Source organism: Bacillus sp. N3378-2at, from assembly GCF_033412715.1.
Taxonomy (GTDB): domain Bacteria; phylum Bacillota; class Bacilli; order Bacillales; family Bacillaceae; genus Bacillus; species Bacillus subtilis.
The window spans coordinates 426680-444514 of sequence record NZ_CP117986.1; the positions used below are offsets into that span (position 1 = coordinate 426680).

17 protein-coding genes are annotated in these 17835 nt (G+C 46.0%); 14 read left to right on the top strand and 3 right to left on the bottom strand.

Annotation, left to right across the window (positions count from 1 at the left end; all coding sequences use genetic code 11):
* The first annotated feature begins 85 nt into the window (after positions 1-85).
* Positions 86-1366, top strand: a complete 1281-nt coding sequence (spoIVB, locus tag PUN35_RS02330; RefSeq protein ID WP_014480228.1) for a SpoIVB peptidase — start codon at positions 86-88, stop codon at positions 1364-1366.
* 275 nt (positions 1367-1641) lie between these two features.
* Positions 1642-2445, top strand: coding sequence for a sporulation transcription factor Spo0A (gene spo0A / locus PUN35_RS02335; RefSeq protein WP_003226427.1), 804 nt, complete (start codon positions 1642-1644; stop codon positions 2443-2445).
* A 464-nt stretch (positions 2446-2909) separates the two neighbouring features.
* Here spo0A and PUN35_RS02340 read toward each other — a convergent pair whose 3' ends face one another.
* Together PUN35_RS02340 and PUN35_RS02345 are read right to left on the bottom strand one after the other, a co-directional pair.
* The gene (locus tag PUN35_RS02340) at positions 2910-4028 is read right to left on the bottom strand and encodes an NADH-dependent flavin oxidoreductase (RefSeq protein ID WP_017696437.1); all 1119 of its coding nucleotides are present in this window, start codon (positions 4026-4028) and stop codon (positions 2910-2912) included.
* Positions 4029-4100: 72 nt separating this feature from the next.
* The gene (locus PUN35_RS02345) at positions 4101-4253 is read right to left on the bottom strand and encodes a hypothetical protein (protein ID WP_014480226.1); all 153 of its coding nucleotides are present in this window, start codon (positions 4251-4253) and stop codon (positions 4101-4103) included.
* Positions 4254-4560: 307 nt separating this feature from the next.
* Between PUN35_RS02345 and PUN35_RS02350 the strand changes: the two genes are divergently transcribed.
* The 9 genes from PUN35_RS02350 (at position 4561) to prpB (ending at position 13189) form a co-directional block, all read left to right on the top strand.
* Complete coding sequence (locus PUN35_RS02350) at positions 4561-4857, top strand: hypothetical protein (RefSeq protein WP_014480225.1); 297 nt, start codon at positions 4561-4563, stop codon at positions 4855-4857.
* A 19-nt stretch (positions 4858-4876) separates the two neighbouring features.
* Positions 4877-5497: an N-acetylmuramoyl-L-alanine amidase family protein gene (locus PUN35_RS02355; RefSeq protein ID WP_010886565.1), complete on the top strand. Its 621-nt coding sequence runs from the start codon at positions 4877-4879 to the stop codon at positions 5495-5497.
* 78 nt (positions 5498-5575) lie between these two features.
* Complete coding sequence (locus PUN35_RS02360) at positions 5576-6307, top strand: glycerophosphodiester phosphodiesterase (protein WP_014480224.1); 732 nt, start codon at positions 5576-5578, stop codon at positions 6305-6307.
* 138 nt (positions 6308-6445) lie between these two features.
* Positions 6446-7627, top strand: a complete 1182-nt coding sequence (locus tag PUN35_RS02365) for an acetyl-CoA C-acetyltransferase (RefSeq protein ID WP_014480223.1) — start codon at positions 6446-6448, stop codon at positions 7625-7627.
* 24 nt (positions 7628-7651) lie between these two features.
* A complete protein-coding gene (locus PUN35_RS02370) occupies positions 7652-8515 on the top strand; it encodes a 3-hydroxybutyryl-CoA dehydrogenase (RefSeq protein WP_014480222.1) in 864 nt (287 codons plus the stop codon).
* A 27-nt stretch (positions 8516-8542) separates the two neighbouring features.
* Positions 8543-9682, top strand: a complete 1140-nt coding sequence (locus PUN35_RS02375; protein ID WP_014480221.1) for an acyl-CoA dehydrogenase — start codon at positions 8543-8545, stop codon at positions 9680-9682.
* Positions 9683-9715: 33 nt separating this feature from the next.
* The gene (gene mmgD, locus PUN35_RS02380; protein ID WP_014480220.1) at positions 9716-10834 is read left to right on the top strand and encodes a citrate synthase; all 1119 of its coding nucleotides are present in this window, start codon (positions 9716-9718) and stop codon (positions 10832-10834) included.
* Positions 10835-10848: 14 nt separating this feature from the next.
* Positions 10849-12267: a bifunctional 2-methylcitrate dehydratase/aconitate hydratase gene (locus tag PUN35_RS02385; RefSeq protein ID WP_014480219.1), complete on the top strand. Its 1419-nt coding sequence runs from the start codon at positions 10849-10851 to the stop codon at positions 12265-12267.
* Between the two features lie 16 nt (positions 12268-12283).
* Positions 12284-13189 (top strand): methylisocitrate lyase, encoded by a 906-nt coding sequence (gene prpB / locus PUN35_RS02390; protein ID WP_014480218.1) that lies wholly within the window; start codon positions 12284-12286, stop codon positions 13187-13189.
* Between the two features lie 41 nt (positions 13190-13230).
* Here the strand turns inward: prpB and PUN35_RS02395 are convergent, their stop codons facing one another.
* Positions 13231-13467: a DUF2627 domain-containing protein gene (locus tag PUN35_RS02395; protein WP_003230304.1), complete on the bottom strand. Its 237-nt coding sequence runs from the start codon at positions 13465-13467 to the stop codon at positions 13231-13233.
* A gap of 152 nt (positions 13468-13619) precedes the next feature.
* On the opposite strand from PUN35_RS02395, the gene PUN35_RS02400 reads away from it, so the two are divergent.
* The 3 genes from PUN35_RS02400 (at position 13620) to bcd (ending at position 17828) form a co-directional block, all read left to right on the top strand.
* Positions 13620-15698 (top strand): sigma-54 interaction domain-containing protein, encoded by a 2079-nt coding sequence (locus PUN35_RS02400; RefSeq protein ID WP_014480217.1) that lies wholly within the window; start codon positions 13620-13622, stop codon positions 15696-15698.
* Positions 15699-15822: 124 nt separating this feature from the next.
* Positions 15823-16722, top strand: coding sequence for a phosphate butyryltransferase (yqiS, locus tag PUN35_RS02405; RefSeq protein WP_014480216.1), 900 nt, complete (start codon positions 15823-15825; stop codon positions 16720-16722).
* Between the two features lie 11 nt (positions 16723-16733).
* On the top strand, positions 16734-17828 hold the full coding sequence (bcd, locus tag PUN35_RS02410) for a branched-chain amino acid dehydrogenase (RefSeq protein ID WP_014480215.1): 1095 nt from the start codon (positions 16734-16736) through the stop codon (positions 17826-17828).
* Positions 17829-17835: the final 7 nt, after the last annotated feature.

Sequence of the window (17835 nt, forward strand, 5' to 3'; positions counted from 1 at the left end):
TAAGCCGTCAGAAGGCAAAATTAAATGATGTAGCAGCAAGTCATAAAGAAGGTGTGGGATAGGAGCGAGGAGAGTGAAGTAGTGAATGCCCGATAACATCAGAAAAGCAGTAGGTTTAATTCTCCTTGTTTCGTTATTAAGTGTAGGTTTATGCAAACCGCTAAAAGAATATTTATTGATTCCAACGCAAATGAGAGTATTTGAAACCCAAACACAAGCGATTGAAACAAGTTTATCGGTAAACGCTCAGACACCAGAATCCTCAGAAGCGTTTACAGTAAAGAAAGATCCGCATGAAATCAAGGTGACGGGCAAAAAATCAGGTGAGTCAGAATTGGTATATGATCTTGCCGGATTTCCAATTAAAAAAACAAAAGTGCATGTTCTTCCTGATTTAAAGGTTATACCTGGCGGACAATCAATCGGTGTAAAACTTCATTCCGTCGGTGTTCTTGTCGTCGGATTTCATCAAATCAATACAAGTGAAGGCAAAAAATCTCCGGGAGAAACGGCCGGAATTGAAGCGGGCGACATCATTATTGAGATGAATGGACAGAAAATTGAAAAAATGAATGATGTAGCCCCATTTATTCAAAAGGCTGGGAAAACTGGTGAATCTTTAGATTTACTGATCAAACGTGATAAACAGAAAATCAAAACGAAGCTGATCCCAGAAAAGGATGAAGGAGAAGGCAAATACAGAATCGGGTTATATATCAGAGATTCTGCTGCCGGCATCGGCACTATGACCTTTTATGAACCGAAAACAAAAAAATACGGAGCACTTGGCCACGTGATTTCCGATATGGACACAAAGAAACCAATTGTAGTGGAGAATGGAGAAATCGTTAAATCCACTGTAACATCAATTGAAAAAGGGACAGGCGGTAATCCGGGAGAAAAACTGGCGCGATTTTCCTCAGAACGCAAAACGATCGGGGATATTAACAGAAACAGCCCGTTTGGGATTTTCGGCACACTGCATCAGCCGATTCAAAACAACATATCAGATCAAGCATTGCCGGTTGCGTTTTCTACCGAAGTCAAAAAAGGGCCGGCTGAAATTTTAACCGTTATTGATGATGACAAAGTAGAAAAATTCGATATTGAAATCGTTAGCACAACGCCGCAAAAATTCCCTGCGACAAAAGGAATGGTGTTGAAAATTACCGATCCAAGGCTGTTGAAAGAAACAGGAGGCATCGTACAGGGGATGAGCGGAAGTCCGATTATTCAAAATGGAAAAGTGATCGGTGCTGTCACCCATGTATTTGTAAATGACCCGACAAGCGGCTACGGTGTTCATATTGAATGGATGCTGTCAGAAGCAGGAATCGATATTTACGGAAAAGAAAAAGCAAGCTGACTGCCGGAGTTTCCGGCAGTTTTTTTATTTTGATCCATCTTCACTTCTCAGAATACATAAGGTAAAATATACAAAAGAAGATTTTTCGACAAATTCACGTTTCCTTGTTTGTCAAATTTCATTTTTAGTCGAAAAACAGAGAAAAACATAGAATAACAAAGATATGCCACTAATATTGGTGATTATGATTTTTTTAGAGGGTATATAGCGGTTTTGTCGAATGTAAACATGTAGCAAGGGTGAATCCTGTTAACTACATTTGGGGAGGAAGAAACGTGGAGAAAATTAAAGTTTGTGTTGCTGATGATAATCGAGAGCTGGTAAGCCTGTTAAGTGAATATATAGAAGGACAGGAAGACATGGAAGTGATCGGCGTTGCTTATAACGGACAGGAATGCCTGTCGCTGTTTAAAGAAAAAGATCCCGATGTGCTCGTATTAGATATTATTATGCCGCATTTAGACGGACTTGCGGTTTTAGAGAGGCTGAGGGAATCAGATCTGAAAAAACAGCCGAATGTCATTATGCTGACAGCCTTTGGGCAGGAAGATGTCACGAAAAAGGCCGTCGATTTAGGCGCGTCCTACTTTATTCTCAAACCGTTTGATATGGAAAACCTTGTCGGTCATATCCGCCAGGTCAGCGGAAATGCCAGCAGTGTGACGCATCGTGCGCCATCATCGCAAAGCAGTATTATACGCAGCAGCCAGCCTGAACCAAAGAAGAAAAATCTCGACGCGAGCATCACAAGCATTATCCATGAAATCGGCGTCCCAGCCCATATTAAAGGCTATCTCTATCTGCGCGAAGCAATCTCAATGGTATACAATGACATCGAATTGCTCGGCAGCATTACAAAAGTCCTCTATCCGGACATCGCCAAAAAATTTAACACAACCGCAAGCCGTGTAGAAAGAGCGATCCGTCATGCAATTGAAGTGGCATGGAGCAGAGGAAACATTGATTCCATTTCCTCGTTGTTTGGTTATACTGTCAGCATGACAAAAGCTAAACCTACCAACAGTGAATTCATTGCAATGGTTGCGGATAAGCTGAGGTTAGAGCATAAGGCTTCTTAAACATGAGCTTATTAAGTGGTCATTAAATCAAACGTCTTTTATTTATTAGTTTGCGCTGATAAATAGGAGGCGTTTTGTTTTGGGTACATTTGTAGTATGGGAGAAGAATATTAAGTATCCGCATATAGTAAAGGATAGGTTTGAAAAGTAAGGAAAGCAAATGGCGGTATTAGCTGCACTCTTGGTCCATTCATACATCTTATAGGATCACGAAGCATGATCGACCCTAGATGTGTCCGTTATAAAATGAAACCTTTCTCCTGCAAAATCGTAAGTAAGGCGTATTCATGTAAAAAGGAGACGTACGAATGAAAAAGAAAAAAGCAAGAAAGCGTGAGGGGTTTTTCCTGGATTTTCTTTTCGAAGTTGGTGGGGAGCTCTTTCTTTTGCTGTTTAGATGTGTACACAAACTATTTATATAAAGGGAAAAAAGACTGCCGAATCGTTTCGGCAGTCTTTGCACATTAATCTTTATAAGGCACCCAGCCTGGCGTGTTCACAATTGCTTGCCATAGCGGTTCAGGCAAATGATATTTTTCTTTATCTGTGCCTTTGATCACTGTTTCGATTTGCTTTTCACGGCCTTCTTTTACTTTTACCGTCCAGTCAGGGTCAACTAGAATTTCGCGTCCCATAGCGACTAGCGGAATACCGTTTTCGATGACGGCAAGCGCGTCATCAGCGGAATGGATGGAACCGACGGCGATCAGCGGCACTTTGTTTCCGACACGTTCATTCAATAAGTCCATGCGTGTGCGAGTCGGATCTGCACCGCGGCGCGCTTTTGAGTTCACGTCCATCAGTGAGATATGAAGATAATCCAATTCTTTATCCCCTAAAGCATCAACAAGCGTATAAGTTTCAGTCATTGTCAATCCCGGTGTCTCAGGTTCTTCCGGAGACAGACGGTAGCCGACTAAGAACGCACCCTTCGCATGTTCTGAAGCGGCTTTTTTCACTTCATCGACAATAGCGAGCGGGAAGGCTAATCGTTTTTCATCGCTTCCTCCCCAGCGATCCGTGCGCTGATTGGTTTTCGGAGAATAAAACTGCTGAATTAAGTAGCCGTTTGCACCGTGAATTTCGACACCGTCAAAGCCGGCTTCAATGGCGCGTCTTGTCGCTTCTCCAAAAGCCTTCACAATGTTTTCCACTTCTTCTTCTTTTAATGCGCGAGCAATTTGTTTGCCGTTATCAAACACGTCACTTGGCCCCACAACATCCTGTTGAGGAACGAGCTCAGACGGGCACTCAATACCGCCGTGATGAATTTGTACAACAGCTTTAGCGCCTTGTGCCTGAATGGCTTGTGCTAACTTTTTTAAACCTGGAATGTTGGAATCGTCATGGATGGCCGGCTGCCCGGGGAATGCTTTTCCGTCCGGTGTAACATTTGCGCAGGCTGTAATCACCATTCCCATCTCTTTTGAACGGGGGATGATGTAGTCGAGCTCCGCTTCAGATATTGTACCGTCTTCATTAGAAGCGTAATGAGTCATCGGTGCTACTGCGATCCGGTTGTCGATTGTAACGCCGCTTTTAAACGTAAATGGTTCAAAAAGTGGCTTATACTTAGGATTCATTTGATCATCTTCTTTCGTTTGGATTCGCACATATTCTAGCCTATATGTAAAAATTAATGCAATTGATCTGCTTTACCGACTGAATATCTTGAGTGCAGAGTGATGTTTTCGCCGCTCTTTTTCGGGGCCTTTGTAGCCGCCGCTGATTTGGTGGCCGATGGAGCATGTGATGACAGCTGCCGCCAGCAGCAGAACGAATTTTTTCATGGCTTTAACTTCTTTCAATAAAGTAAATATCCTTTAAAAGGTTACGCTTGGCTGACCCACCCGTCAAACGATTTGCTCACCCTATTCTCAAATTTTTTAAAATGAATAAAAAGTTGCTTCTTTCCGCTAATTTTTTCTAATTGGCGCCTCAATTAGAGCCATCCTCATAGACAAATCTGCTCGTTATCTTTCTAACAACAGGAAATGATCGGGTCGTATAGCCCTTTTGAAAATCATGGAACTTGCTCGCCTGCATTCGCGTTGTCTTTACAAATTTGCCATTCTGGTCAAAGATAAAAGCCAAACATCAGGAAGAGGTGGTCATGTGAAACAAACGGTTCTTTTGCTGTTTACTGCGCTCTTTCTTTCGGGGTGCAGTGTTGCAAGTGCGGATGACTCAGTGCCAAGGTTTACCGAAGAGGGAAAATACATTGGCTCGGCTGATCCTCATACGATTGCGGTTTCTCTTAATGGAGAAGAAACCATGATACAAGTTCCGAAGGATAAACGTGATGAATGTGAATCACTGCCAGATCAGACACATGTCCTGGTGAAATATACAAAGAAGGATAATGGAACTTTACAGCTGGAAGATATTCAGCTGCGAAAGAACTCGTCATAAAAAGACCGGAGGGAGTAAGTTGAGAATGTTATGGAGGAGCTTGGCGCTGTGCGGATTGGCTTTGACGCTCGCGCCTTGTGCACAGGCAGCAGAGCCGATAGAAGGGAAAACAGTGTATATTGATGCCGGACACGGCGGTGAAGATAGTGGAGCGGTCGGAAACGGGCTCTTTGAAAAGGATATTAATTTGGCTGTCTCAGAGCATGTGACAGACAAACTAAAAGAGGAGGGAGCCAATCCTGTTGCATCCCGGTCTGACGATCATTTTCTGACCTTGGAGGAAAGAGTGGCTAAGGCAAGTGCCAATCAGGCTGACCTTTTTGTCAGCATTCATGTGAATTCAGGGGTTGCTTCAGCTTCAGGAACAGAAACGTATTTTCAATCTGATTATGAAGGGGAGAACAGCCGGCGTCTGGCATCCGATATTCAGTCACAGCTCGTTTCTTCCTTACAAACGAGAGACAGGGGCGTGAAAGAATCAGACTTTTACGTCATTACATATTCACAAATGCCAAGTGTGTTGGCGGAGCTTGGGTTTATCACTAACAGTTCTGATGCGGACAAGCTGGGAAGTGAAGAATACCAGCAAAAGGCCGCAGATGCGATTGTCAACGGCATTGATTCTTATTATGATCAGTAGATTGATACAGCCTTAATCCTAGAGTGGAGCCGACAAAATAAGTATAATGGAGAAAACTTTAGGGTTTGAGGTGAAACGATGACAAAGATTTTTGCCCACCGGGGGGCATCAGGTCAATTTCCCGAAAATACAATGCTTGCATTTGAAAAAGGAATTGAAGCCGGAGCGGATGGGATAGAGCTTGATGTACAGCTGACGAAAGACGGACGCATTGTTGTGATTCATGATGAAAGACTTAATCGCACGACATCACTTAAAGGATTCGTGAAGGATACAACCTATGATGAGGTAAAGACTGCGAATGCGGCCGCTGGTCACGATCAAGCGTACAGCGATATAAAAGTGCCGCTGCTAGAAGATGTGCTCTCGTGGGCGGTAAAAAAGGATTTTCTCATCAACATTGAATTAAAAAACAGCGTGATCCGCTATGAGGGAATGGAAGAAAAAGTGCTGGAGGCAGTGAAGCGATTCAATGTAGAGGACAGAGTCATCCTATCCACCTTTAATCATGACAGCTTGGCGCTATGCGCCCGGCTTGCGCCGCATATCGAACGGGCAGTATTAACTTCAGATGTGCTTTATCAGGCAGATCGATATATCGCGTCTATTCCGGCTTCCGGCTATCACCCGAAGCTAAACAGCCCAGGGGTCACAGATGAAGTACTGAAGAAAATGAGGAACGGTTTGATTAAGGTAAGGCCGTATACAGTCAATCGTCCGGAAGATATGAAGCGTCTCATTGAAGCGGGAGCAGACGGCATGTTTACCGACTTTCCAGAAAAGGCTTCGGCATTGCTGAAAAATGAATAGTTGTTAGAAGGAGGCTGTTTGACGCAGCCTTCTTTTTTCATTCATTCATTCATTCATTCATGCCCGTTTCAAAGCATACATTCATAGAAGACAACTAGAAATTGTAAGCGCTGTCTATCTTCTGAATGAGGTGAAACCATGAGGAAAACAGTCATTGTAAGTGCTGCAAGAACGCCATTTGGCAAATTCGGCGGAGTATTGAAAGAGGTGAAAGCTGCTGAGCTTGGGGGCATGGTGATGAAGGAGGCGCTGCAACGGGCTGGAGTCTCTGGAGATGATGTAGAAGGAAACGTCATGGGCATGGTTGTCCAGGCCGGCTCAGGGCAGATACCTTCCCGTCAAGCTGCCCGTCTGGCGGGAATGCCTTGGAGTGTGCCGTCAGAAACACTGAATAAAGTCTGTGCTTCCGGCCTTCGCGCTGTCACTTTATGTGATCAAATGATTCGGGCGCAGGATGCGGACATACTTGTTGCGGGGGGGATGGAAAGCATGAGCAATATTCCGTATGCCGTTCCCGCCGGGCGCTGGGGAGCACGGATGGGGGACGGCGAGCTTAGGGACTTAATGGTGTATGACGGATTAACGTGCGCATTTGACGAGGTGCACATGGCTGTTCACGGAAATACAGCTGCCAAGGAATATGCAATCTCACGAAGAGAGCAGGACGAATGGGCGTTGAGAAGTCATGCAAGGGCAGCTAAGGCCGCCGATGAAGGGAAGTTTCAGGATGAAATTGTTCCCGTCAACTGGATCGGTCGAAAAGGAAAACCAAACGTTGTTGATAAAGATGAAGCGATTCGCCGTGACACAAGTCTGGATCAGCTCGCGAAACTTGCTCCGATTTATGCAAGTGACGGTTCTATCACAGCCGGCAATGCTCCTGGAGTCAATGACGGAGCCGGCGCGTTCGTGCTGATGTCTGAGGAAAAAGCTGCTGAGCTTGGCAAACGGCCTCTGGCTACAATTCTTGGTTTTTCAACTACGGGAATGCCAGCGCACGAGCTGGCGGCAGCGCCGGGGTTTGCCATTAACAAGCTCCTGAAAAAGAACGGTTTAACTGTCCAAGATATTGACTTGTTTGAAGTAAATGAAGCTTTTGCTTCAGTTGTTTTGACATGTGAAAAAATCGTAGGTTTCGATCTTGAAAAAGTAAATGTAAATGGCGGTGCGATCGCGCTCGGACACCCGATCGGCGCGAGCGGTGCGAGAATTCTCATGACGCTTGTTTATGAATTAAAGCGACGAGGAGGGGGTCTGGGCGTTGCCGCTATTTGCAGCGGGGCAGCACAGGGAGACGCCGTCTTAGTGCAGGTTCATTAAAACATGATGAAAAAGGGGATTTGAATGGAAATCAAACAAATCATGGTAGCTGGCGCAGGTCAGATGGGAAGCGGAATTGCTCAAACAGCTGCCGACGCAGGCTTTTATGTGCGGATGTATGATGTGAATCCAGAGGCCGCGGAGGCAGGATTGAAACGGCTGAAGAAACAGCTGGCCCGTGATGCTGAGAAAGGAAAAAGGACCGAGACGGAAGTGAAGAGCGTAATCAGCCGCATTTCGATTTCTCAAACGCTTGAGGAGGCAGAGCATGCGGACATTGTGATTGAGGCTATCGCAGAAAACATGGCGGCAAAAACTGAGATGTTTAAAACACTTGATCGCATTTGCCCGCCTCATACGATTTTGGCCAGCAATACATCTTCCTTGCCTATTACAGAAATCGCTGCTGTAACAAACCGGCCTCAACGGGTTATTGGCATGCATTTTATGAATCCCGTCCCTGTAATGAAGCTGGTTGAAGTGATTCGCGGCTTGGCTACATCAGAAGAAACGGCCTTAGATGTTATGGCATTAGCGGAAAAGATGGGGAAAACAGCGGTAGAAGTCAATGATTTTCCTGGGTTTGTTTCCAACCGTGTGCTTCTTCCAATGATTAATGAAGCCATCTATTGCGTGTATGAGGGAGTGGCGAAGCCGGAGGCAATAGATGAAGTGATGAAGCTGGGCATGAATCATCCGATGGGTCCGCTTGCATTAGCGGATTTTATCGGACTGGATACGTGTTTATCAATTATGGAAGTCCTTCACTCAGGCCTTGGCGATTCCAAATACCGTCCTTGCCCGCTGCTCCGCAAGTATGTCAAAGCAGGCTGGCTTGGCAAAAAGAGCGGACGCGGTTTTTATGACTATGAGGAGAAGACTTCCTGAAGTCTATTCCATCCGGGGGTGGCCGAGTTGCATGTAACCCAAGAGCAAGTCATGATGCGAAAAATGGTGCGTGATTTTGCACGAAAAGAAATTGCTCCCGCTGCGGAAATCATGGAGAAAACGGACGAATTTCCCTTTCAGCTGATCAAAAAAATGGGTAAACACGGACTGATGGGAATACCGGTGCCGGAACAATACGGCGGTGCTGGAGCGGACGTTGTTTCTTATATTTTGGCAATTCATGAGATTTCTAGAATCAGCGCGGCTGTCGGCGTGATTCTCTCCGTTCATACCTCAGTCGGCACGAATCCGATTCTGTATTTCGGCAACGAAGAACAGAAGATGAAATATATACCAAATCTCGCGTCAGGAGACCATTTGGGCGCATTTGCACTAACGGAGCCTCACTCGGGGTCGGATGCCGGGAGCCTCCGCACAACAGCAATCAAAAAGAACGGCAAATACCTATTAAACGGATCGAAAATATTCATAACGAATGGCGGAGCAGCTGATATCTATATCACATTTGCTTTAACAGCTCCAGATCAAGGCAGGCACGGGATTTCGGCTTTTATTGTTGAAAAAAACACACCCGGTTTTACCGTTGGAAAAAAAGAAAGAAAGCTGGGGCTTTATGGCTCCAATACTACGGAACTGATTTTTGATAATGCAGAAGTGCCTGAAGCCAATTTGCTTGGCAAAGAGGGGGATGGCTTTCACATTGCCATGGCGAATTTAAATGTCGGCCGGATCGGCATTGCGGCACAGTCCCTCGGAATTGCAGAGGCGGCTCTTGAGCATGCCGTTGATTATGCGAAGCAGCGAGTGCAATTTGGAAGGCCGATCGCAGCCAATCAAGGCATATCATTTAAGCTGGCTGACATGGCGACTAGGGCAGAGGCGGCAAGACATCTTGTCTACCACGCCGCAGACCTTCATAACCGCGGCCTAAATTGTGGAAAAGAAGCGTCTATGGCTAAACAATTTGCTTCCGATGCAGCCGTGAAGGCAGCGTTAGACGCCGTTCAAATTTATGGAGGATATGGCTATATGAAGGATTATCCGGTTGAGCGCTTGCTTCGCGATGCAAAGGTGACGCAAATTTATGAAGGGACGAACGAGATTCAAAGACTGATTATTTCCAAGTATTTGCTTGGCGGAACCTGATAGACAAAAAACGCAAAAACGGAGGTTGAGGATATGGAGGAGAAACAGCATTATTCTCCAGGGTTGGACGGTGTGATTGCGGCAGAAACTCATATTTCTTATCTTGACACCCAGTCCAGCCAGATTTTGATACGGGGCTATGATTTAATAGAACTTTCTGAAACAAAAAGCTATCTGGAGCTTGTCCATTTATTGCTGGAGGGCAGGCTGCCAGAAGAAAGTGAAATGGAAACGCTGGAACGTAAAATAAACAGTGCCTCAAGCCTGCCTGCTGATCATCTCCGTCTGCTTGAGCTGCTCCCTAAGGACACTCATCCAATGGATAGTCTGCGTACCGGCCTGTCGGCACTTGCTGGCTATGATCGGCAAATTGATGATCGGTCTCCTTCCGCAAACAAAGAACGCGCCTATCAGCTTCTTGGGAAAATGCCTGCCCTCACTGCTGCCAGCTACAGGATCATTAATAAGAAAGAACCGATTCTTCCGCTTCAAACCCTATCCTACAGTGCGAATTTTCTCTACATGATGACAGGGAAATTGCCGTCTTCATTGGAAGAACAGATTTTTGACCGGTCGCTCGTCCTGTACAGTGAGCATGAGATGCCGAATTCAACCTTTGCGGCCAGGGTCATTGCATCTACACATTCAGATCTTTATGGGGCTTTGACTGGGGCTGTCGCTTCCCTGAAAGGGAATCTTCACGGAGGAGCAAACGAAGCTGTGATGTATTTGCTTTTGGAGGCAAAAACGACATCTGATTTTGAGCAGCTTTTGCAAACAAAACTGAAAAGAAAAGAAAAAATCATGGGCTTCGGCCACCGGGTGTATATGAAAAAAATGGACCCGAGAGCACTCATGATGAAAGAGGCGCTGCAGCAATTATGCGATAAAGCCGGTGACCATCGTTTATATGAGATGTGCGAAGCGGGTGAGCGGCTGATGGAGAAGGAAAAAGGGCTTTACCCGAATTTGGATTACTATGCTGCCCCAGTGTATTGGATGCTCGGCATACCGATTCCTTTATATACGCCGATCTTTTTCAGCGCGAGAACGTCCGGTTTATGCGCCCATGTGATCGAACAGCATACCAATAATCGGCTCTTCCGTCCCCGTGTCAGTTACATGGGCCCGCGATATCAAACAAAACCATGAAAGGAACTGGTAGAATGCCGAAAACGGATCGTGTTATCGAAGAAATCACAGACTATGTGCTTGAGAAAGAGATTACTAGTGCCGAAGCGTATACAACAGCGGGGCATGTATTGCTGGATACCCTGGGCTGCGGGATCTTGGCGCTACGGTATCCGGAATGCACAAAGCTGCTTGGCCCGATTGTTCCAGGAACGACTGTGCCGAATGGAAGCAAAGTGCCGGGAACGTCATATGTTCTCGATCCTGTGAGGGCAGCGTTTAATATCGGCTGCATGATTCGCTGGCTCGATTACAACGATACGTGGCTGGCGGCGGAGTGGGGGCATCCATCCGATAACTTGGGAGGAATCCTTGCCGCTGCTGATTATGTATCAAGAGTGAGGCTGTCTGAAGGAAAAGAGCCGTTAACAGTAAGCGACGTACTTGAGATGATGATCAAAGCACACGAGATCCAAGGTGTGCTGGCGTTAGAAAACAGCTTAAATCGAGTTGGCCTTGACCATGTGCTGTTTGTCAAAGTTGCGACAACCGCTGTTGCGGCAAAGCTTTTGGGCGGCGGAAGAGAAGAAATCAAAAATGCGCTTTCGAATGCATGGATTGACAATGCAGCATTGAGGACATACCGCCATTCACCAAATACAGGCTCGCGTAAATCATGGGCGGCAGGAGATGCAACGAGCAGAGGTGTTCATTTGGCGCTGATGTCGTTAAAAGGGGAAATGGGTTATCCGACAGCCTTGAGTGCACCGGGTTGGGGGTTCCAAGACGTTTTATTCAATAAGAAAGAGATCAAGCTTGCCTGTCCGCTCGACGCTTATGTCATGGAAAATGTGTTATTTAAAGTGTCTTATCCTGCGGAATTTCACGCCCAGACAGCGGCGGAGTGCGCCGTCATTCTTCACCCGCAGGTAAAGAACCGGATTGACGAGATTGACCGTGTTGTCATCAGAACGCATGAATCCGCTATCCGAATCATTGATAAAAAAGGCCCGCTCCACAATCCGGCAGACCGTGATCACTGCCTCCAATACATTACAGCAATCGGTTTGCTTTTTGGTGATATCACGGCACAGCATTATGAAGCTGAAACAGCGAGTGATCCGAGAATAGATAAACTTCGTGATAAAATGGAGGTGACTGAAAATAAAACATATACCGAGGATTATTTGAAACCTGATAAACGTTCCATCTCAAATGCCGTTCAGGTTCATTTTAAAGACGGAACGAGCACGGAAATGGTGGAATGTGAGTTTCCCCTCGGCCATCGTTTTCGAAGAGAGGAAGCAGTGCCGAAACTGTTGGAAAAGTTTTCTGACAATCTCAAAACCCATTATCCTGATAAACAGCACAAACACATTTATGAGCGCTGTACCAGCTATGAGACATTACAAACGATGCGCGTAAATGAATTCGTAGACATGTTCTGCATGTAAAAGGGGGATTTGTTTCATGTCGTGGATCGTCAATAAGCAATCGTCACAAGAGGAGCTTGCCGGGCGTTTCCGCAAGCTGATGTCAGCACCGGACATTCTTCAAATTCCCGGCGCCCATGACGGGATGGCCGCTTTGCTTGCGAAAGAAGCCGGTTTTTCTGCTATTTATTTGTCCGGTGCTGCCTATACAGCCAGCAGGGGGCTGCCTGATTTAGGGATCATCACATCGGCAGAGATAGCTGAACGGGCCAAAGATCTTGTACGTGCAGCTGATCTGCCTCTGCTTGTGGATATCGATACGGGATTTGGCGGTGTCTTAAATGCCGCCCGAACAGCCCGGGAGATGCTTGAAGCAAGGGTAGCAGCCGTTCAAATAGAAGACCAGCAGCTTCCAAAAAAATGCGGACATTTAAATGGCAAACAGCTAGTTCCGATCAAGGAAATGGCGCAAAAAATAAAAGCCATTAAACAAGCGGCACCCTCCCTTATTGTTGTTGCCCGTACTGATGCCAGGGCGCAGGAAGGGCTTGATGCCGCAATAAAACGTTCAGAGGCTTACATTGAGGCGGGAGCGGACGCAATTTTCCCGGAAGCGCTGCAGGCGGAGAATGAATTCCGCCAGTTTGCTGAGCGTATCTCCGTTCCGCTCCTTGCGAATATGACTGAATTTGGGAAAACGCCGTATTATCGTGCCGATGAATTCGAAGATATGGGGTTTCACATGGTGATATATCCTGTCACCTCGCTTCGAGCGGCGGCAAAAGCTTGTGAGCGGATGTTTGGTTTGATGAAGGAGCACGGCTCACAAAAAGAAGGACTTCATGATATGCAGACACGAAAAGAACTGTACGATACGATTTCTTATTATGACTATGAAGCGTTAGACAAAACGATTGCCAAGACCGTTTTGCCTGACGAATAATGCAACAAAAAAAGCCGGAGCATTCTCCGGCTTTTTTTCAGCTATCGTTTTCTGAATCGCGGGCTGACTTGATTGCGTTTTCTGTCTCTGTATAAAATGAACCCGGCCAGCACATAGAGGCCGATCGCAAAAAAGATGAATCCTGACAACCCTTGGAGCCAAAGAGCTGAAAATGGCTTGATTGTATGGCCGAAAAGTGTATCTCTCATCAGTTTAATGCCTAAAGCAGAAATAGCCCCGGGGATGACTAATATTAAAAGCGCAAGAAGTCGGCTCATCTTCAGAAAACCCCTTTATCTTTTCATTTCCTTTATTGTCCAGCGGAAAAAATATTTTGTCAAGAGAAGAAAACGTGGTAACATAGGGTTGTGCAAATTATTGCAACGGAATAAATAGGTGTGCAAATTTTTTCATACAAAGGGGTATCGGGATGCAAAAGGTACTGATAGTAGGTGCCGGCAAAAGGGGAACGGCGTTATTACATATTCTGATTAAAACAGCCATCATAGATATCATTGCCGTAGTTGACAAAGACCCCGAGGCGCCGGGATTGAAAGAAGCAGAACAGTATGGGATTGCCGTATCATCTGATTGGAAACCTTACATACAACAAAAACCGGATATCGTCATTCATACTACCGGCGATCAAGCCGTGTTTGACGAGCTCCTTCAAAGAAAGCATGAAGATACCATTGTCATGCCGGGAAAAATGGCATACATCGTTTTTCAGCTGATGGAAGAAAAGCAGCACCTGATTCAAATGCTAAAAGAGCAAACCTATAAATATGACAGAATTTTTAATTCCACCCATGATGGAATGATTTTTATTGATATCAATGAAGAAATCATTCTCTTTAACCATATGGCCGAAAAAATGGTCGGGAAAAAACGTGAGGAAGTCATTGGGCGCCCAATAAAAGAAGTGATTCCGAGCACGAAGATGCCGCGGATTTTAAAAACAAGAGTGCCTGAATACAACCAGAAGCAGCTGTTAGGCGATCATTTGCAAATTGTGACCACAAGGCTGCCGATTATTGATGAAGGCGGACGTCTGCTCGGGGCTCTTTGTGTTTTTAAAGATATCACTGATGCGGTCGAGCTGGCAGAGGAAGTGACCAACTTAAAGCAGGTCCGTACGATGCTGGAGGCAATTATTCAATCCTCCGATGAGGCGATTTCTGTCGTTGATGAAAACGGCATCGGCCTGCTAATCAATAAAGCGTATACGAAAATGACGGGGCTTTCTGAAAAAGAAGTCATCGGCAAGCCTGCAAACACTGATATTTCCGAAGGCGAAAGCATGCATTTAAAGGTGCTTGAAACAAGACGTCCTGTCCGCGGTGTCAGAATGAAGGTCGGCCCGAATGAAAAAGAAGTGATCGTTAATGTAGCACCGGTGATTGTGGACGGGATTTTGAAAGGCAGCGTCGGCGTGATTCACGATGTTTCCGAAATTAAAATGCTGACAGCGGAGCTTAATCGCGCCAGACAAATTATTCGCACGCTTGAAGCGAAATACACGTTTGACGACATTATCGGCAAAAGCGAGCAAATGCTGGTTGCGCTTGAGCAGGCGAAGCTCGGTGCGAAAACACCGGCAACCATCTTGCTGCGCGGGGAATCAGGAACAGGAAAAGAACTGTTCGCCCATGCCATCCATAACGAAAGTGACCGGAAATACAATAAATTTATTCGCGTGAATTGTGCAGCCCTTTCTGAAAACCTGCTCGAATCAGAATTGTTCGGCTATGAGGATGGCGCGTTTTCAGGAGCGAAGCGCGGCGGTAAAAAGGGTTTATTTGAGGAAGCAAATAACGGCAGTATTTTCTTAGATGAAATCGGTGAGCTGACACAAAATATGCAGGCCAAATTGCTACGCGTCCTTCAAGAAAAGGAAATCGTCAGAGTGGGCGGCACGAAAGCGATCCCTGTCAATGTCAGAGTGATCGCGGCGACAAATGTAAATATTGAAAAGGCGATGGCGGACGGAACATTCCGGGAAGACCTGTATTACCGGATCAACCGCTATCCGATCTCCATCCCGCCTTTGCGGCAGCGGTTGGAGGACATTGAAGCATTGAGCGTCAGACTTATCCAAAAGATCAACCGGGATTACGGCAGGAATGTAAAAGGGCTCTCACAGCAAGCCTTGCGCGCCTTATCTGCCTACCATTGGCCTGGGAATGTCCGGGAGCTTGAAAATGTCCTTGGACGAGCCATGATTTTTCTGAATCCGCATATGGAATGGATTGAAAAAGATCACTTGCCTGTATTCGAACTTGAGCAAAAAGAAAATGACACAGATCAGGGAACAGGTTTTAATTTTCCGGATATTGAAGGCGAAAAGCTGTCTGTCGCAGTAGAAAAATTTGAAGCGCATTTGATCCAGCAAACGCTTGAAAAGCATCATTTTAACCGGACAAAAACAGCAAAAGCTCTCGGTGTCAGCATTCGGAACTTATATTACAAAATGGATAAATATGGCCTTGCAAATGAAGGCATGCAATAATTTGCAGAATAAACGCAAACATCTGCACGAATGTTTCAATATATCTGGTATGACAGCACCCTTAAGAGCTGGCACGGAACTTGCATCATAAAAAGCGGAGTCGAAACAAGAAAGGTGGTAGCAGATGAAGCTGAAAGATTTAATCGGCAAAGCGTCGATGCACAAAAATAAGACCATTGCGGTTGCTCATGCTGAGGATGAGGAAGTGATCCGGGCTGTAAAGCTGGCTGCCGAGCACCTATCCGCCCGTTTCTTGTTAACGGGCGACAGCACAAAACTGAACGAGCTGACATCATCCATGCAAGGGCATCAAGTGGAAATCGTCCATGCCGATACTCCTGAGGAATCGGCAAAATTAGCGGTTCGTGCTGTGCATCATAAAACAGCGGACGTTTTAATGAAAGGCAATGTGCCGACTTCTGTTTTGCTTAAAGCGGTATTGAACAGACAGGAGGGGCTTCGGTCATCAAGTGTCCTTTCCCACGTGGCTGTCTTTGATATACCGGATTTTGACCGGCTGATGTTTGTGACAGATTCGGCAATGAATATTGCTCCTTCGCTGGAAGAGCTTCGGCAGATTTTGCAAAATGCCGTTCATGTGGCCCATGCAGTGGGGAACAATATGCCAAAAGCAGCTGCTCTGGCAGCGGTCGAAACGGTGAACCCTAAAATGGAAGCGACCGTGAATGCAGCTGCTCTAGCTCAAATGTACAAAAGGGGCCAGATCAAAGGCTGCATTGTTGATGGACCACTTGCTTTGGATAACGCAGTTTCACAAATTGCCGCGGCCCAGAAAAAAATTTCGGGAGACGTAGCGGGCAACGCAGATATCCTTCTCGTCCCAACAATTGAGGCCGGCAATATTTTATATAAATCTCTGATTTATTTTGCCAAGGCCAGCGTGGCGGCTGTCATTACAGGAGCCAAAGCACCGATTGCCTTAACAAGCAGAGCGGACTCTGCTGAAAATAAACTGTATTCCATTGCGCTGGCAATATGCGCATCTGAAGAATACACACATTAGGAGGAACGAACATGGAACTTTTTAAATATATGGAGAAATACGATTACGAACAATTGGTATTCTGCCAGGATGAACAATCTGGCTTAAAAGCGATTATCGCGATTCATGATACAACGCTTGGTCCGGCGCTTGGCGGAACGAGAATGTGGACATATGAAAATGAAGAAGCGGCTATTGAAGATGCGCTCAGATTGGCTAGAGGCATGACCTATAAGAACGCGGCGGCAGGCTTAAACCTTGGCGGCGGAAAAACAGTCATTATCGGCGATCCGCGCAAAGACAAAAATGAGGAAATGTTCCGCGCGTTTGGCCGCTATATTCAAGGGCTGAACGGCAGATACATCACGGCTGAAGATGTGGGCACAACGGTCGAGGACATGGATATCATTCATGATGAAACAGACTACGTTACAGGGATTTCTCCTGCTTTCGGCTCTTCTGGAAATCCTTCTCCAGTCACGGCGTACGGGGTGTATAGAGGAATGAAGGCAGCAGCTAAAGCTGCTTTCGGAACCGACTCTCTTGAAGGAAAAAACATTGCTGTACAGGGTGTTGGGAACGTAGCCTATAACCTTTGCCGCCACTTGCATGAAGAAGGAGCAAACTTAATCGTTACAGATATCAACAAACAATCTGTACAGCGTGCAGTTGAAGATTTTGGCGCCCGTGCGGTAGATCCTGATGATATTTATTCACAAGACTGCGATATTTATGCGCCGTGTGCCCTTGGTGCGACTATTAACGACGACACCATTAAACAGCTGAAGGCGAAAGTGATCGCAGGTGCGGCTAACAACCAATTAAAAGAGACACGCCATGGTGATCAAATTCACGAAATGGGCATCGTTTATGCACCGGATTACGTGATTAACGCGGGCGGTGTCATCAACGTGGCAGATGAGCTTTACGGCTATAATGCAGAACGTGCATTGAAAAAAGTTGAAGGCATTTACGGCAATATCGAGCGTGTACTTGAGATTTCTCAGCGTGACGGCATTCCTGCATATTTAGCGGCTGACCGCTTAGCAGAGGAACGGATTGAACGCATGCGCCGCTCAAGAAGCCAGTTTTTGCAAAACGGCCACAGTGTATTAAGCAGACGTTAAGAAATTG

Excerpts from the sequence above, each read along its gene's own strand:
- prpB (WP_014480218.1), top strand. The coding sequence starts at position 12,284 with ATGTCGTGGATCGTCAATAAGCAATCGTCACAAGAGGAGCTTGCCGGG.
- yqiS (WP_014480216.1), top strand. The coding sequence starts at position 15,823 with ATGAAGCTGAAAGATTTAATCGGCAAAGCGTCGATGCACAAAAATAAG.
- mmgD (WP_014480220.1), top strand. The coding sequence starts at position 9,716 with ATGGAGGAGAAACAGCATTATTCTCCAGGGTTGGACGGTGTGATTGCG.
- PUN35_RS02365 (WP_014480223.1), top strand. The coding sequence starts at position 6,446 with ATGAGGAAAACAGTCATTGTAAGTGCTGCAAGAACGCCATTTGGCAAA.
- PUN35_RS02400 (WP_014480217.1), top strand. The coding sequence starts at position 13,620 with ATGCAAAAGGTACTGATAGTAGGTGCCGGCAAAAGGGGAACGGCGTTA.
- PUN35_RS02385 (WP_014480219.1), top strand. The coding sequence starts at position 10,849 with ATGCCGAAAACGGATCGTGTTATCGAAGAAATCACAGACTATGTGCTT.
- PUN35_RS02340 (WP_017696437.1), bottom strand. The coding sequence starts at position 4,028 with ATGAATCCTAAGTATAAGCCACTTTTTGAACCATTTACGTTTAAAAGC.
- PUN35_RS02360 (WP_014480224.1), top strand. The coding sequence starts at position 5,576 with ATGACAAAGATTTTTGCCCACCGGGGGGCATCAGGTCAATTTCCCGAA.
- PUN35_RS02370 (WP_014480222.1), top strand. The coding sequence starts at position 7,652 with ATGGAAATCAAACAAATCATGGTAGCTGGCGCAGGTCAGATGGGAAGC.
- spoIVB (WP_014480228.1), top strand. The coding sequence starts at position 86 with ATGCCCGATAACATCAGAAAAGCAGTAGGTTTAATTCTCCTTGTTTCG.
- PUN35_RS02395 (WP_003230304.1), bottom strand. The coding sequence starts at position 13,467 with ATGAGCCGACTTCTTGCGCTTTTAATATTAGTCATCCCCGGGGCTATT.
- bcd (WP_014480215.1), top strand. The coding sequence starts at position 16,734 with ATGGAACTTTTTAAATATATGGAGAAATACGATTACGAACAATTGGTA.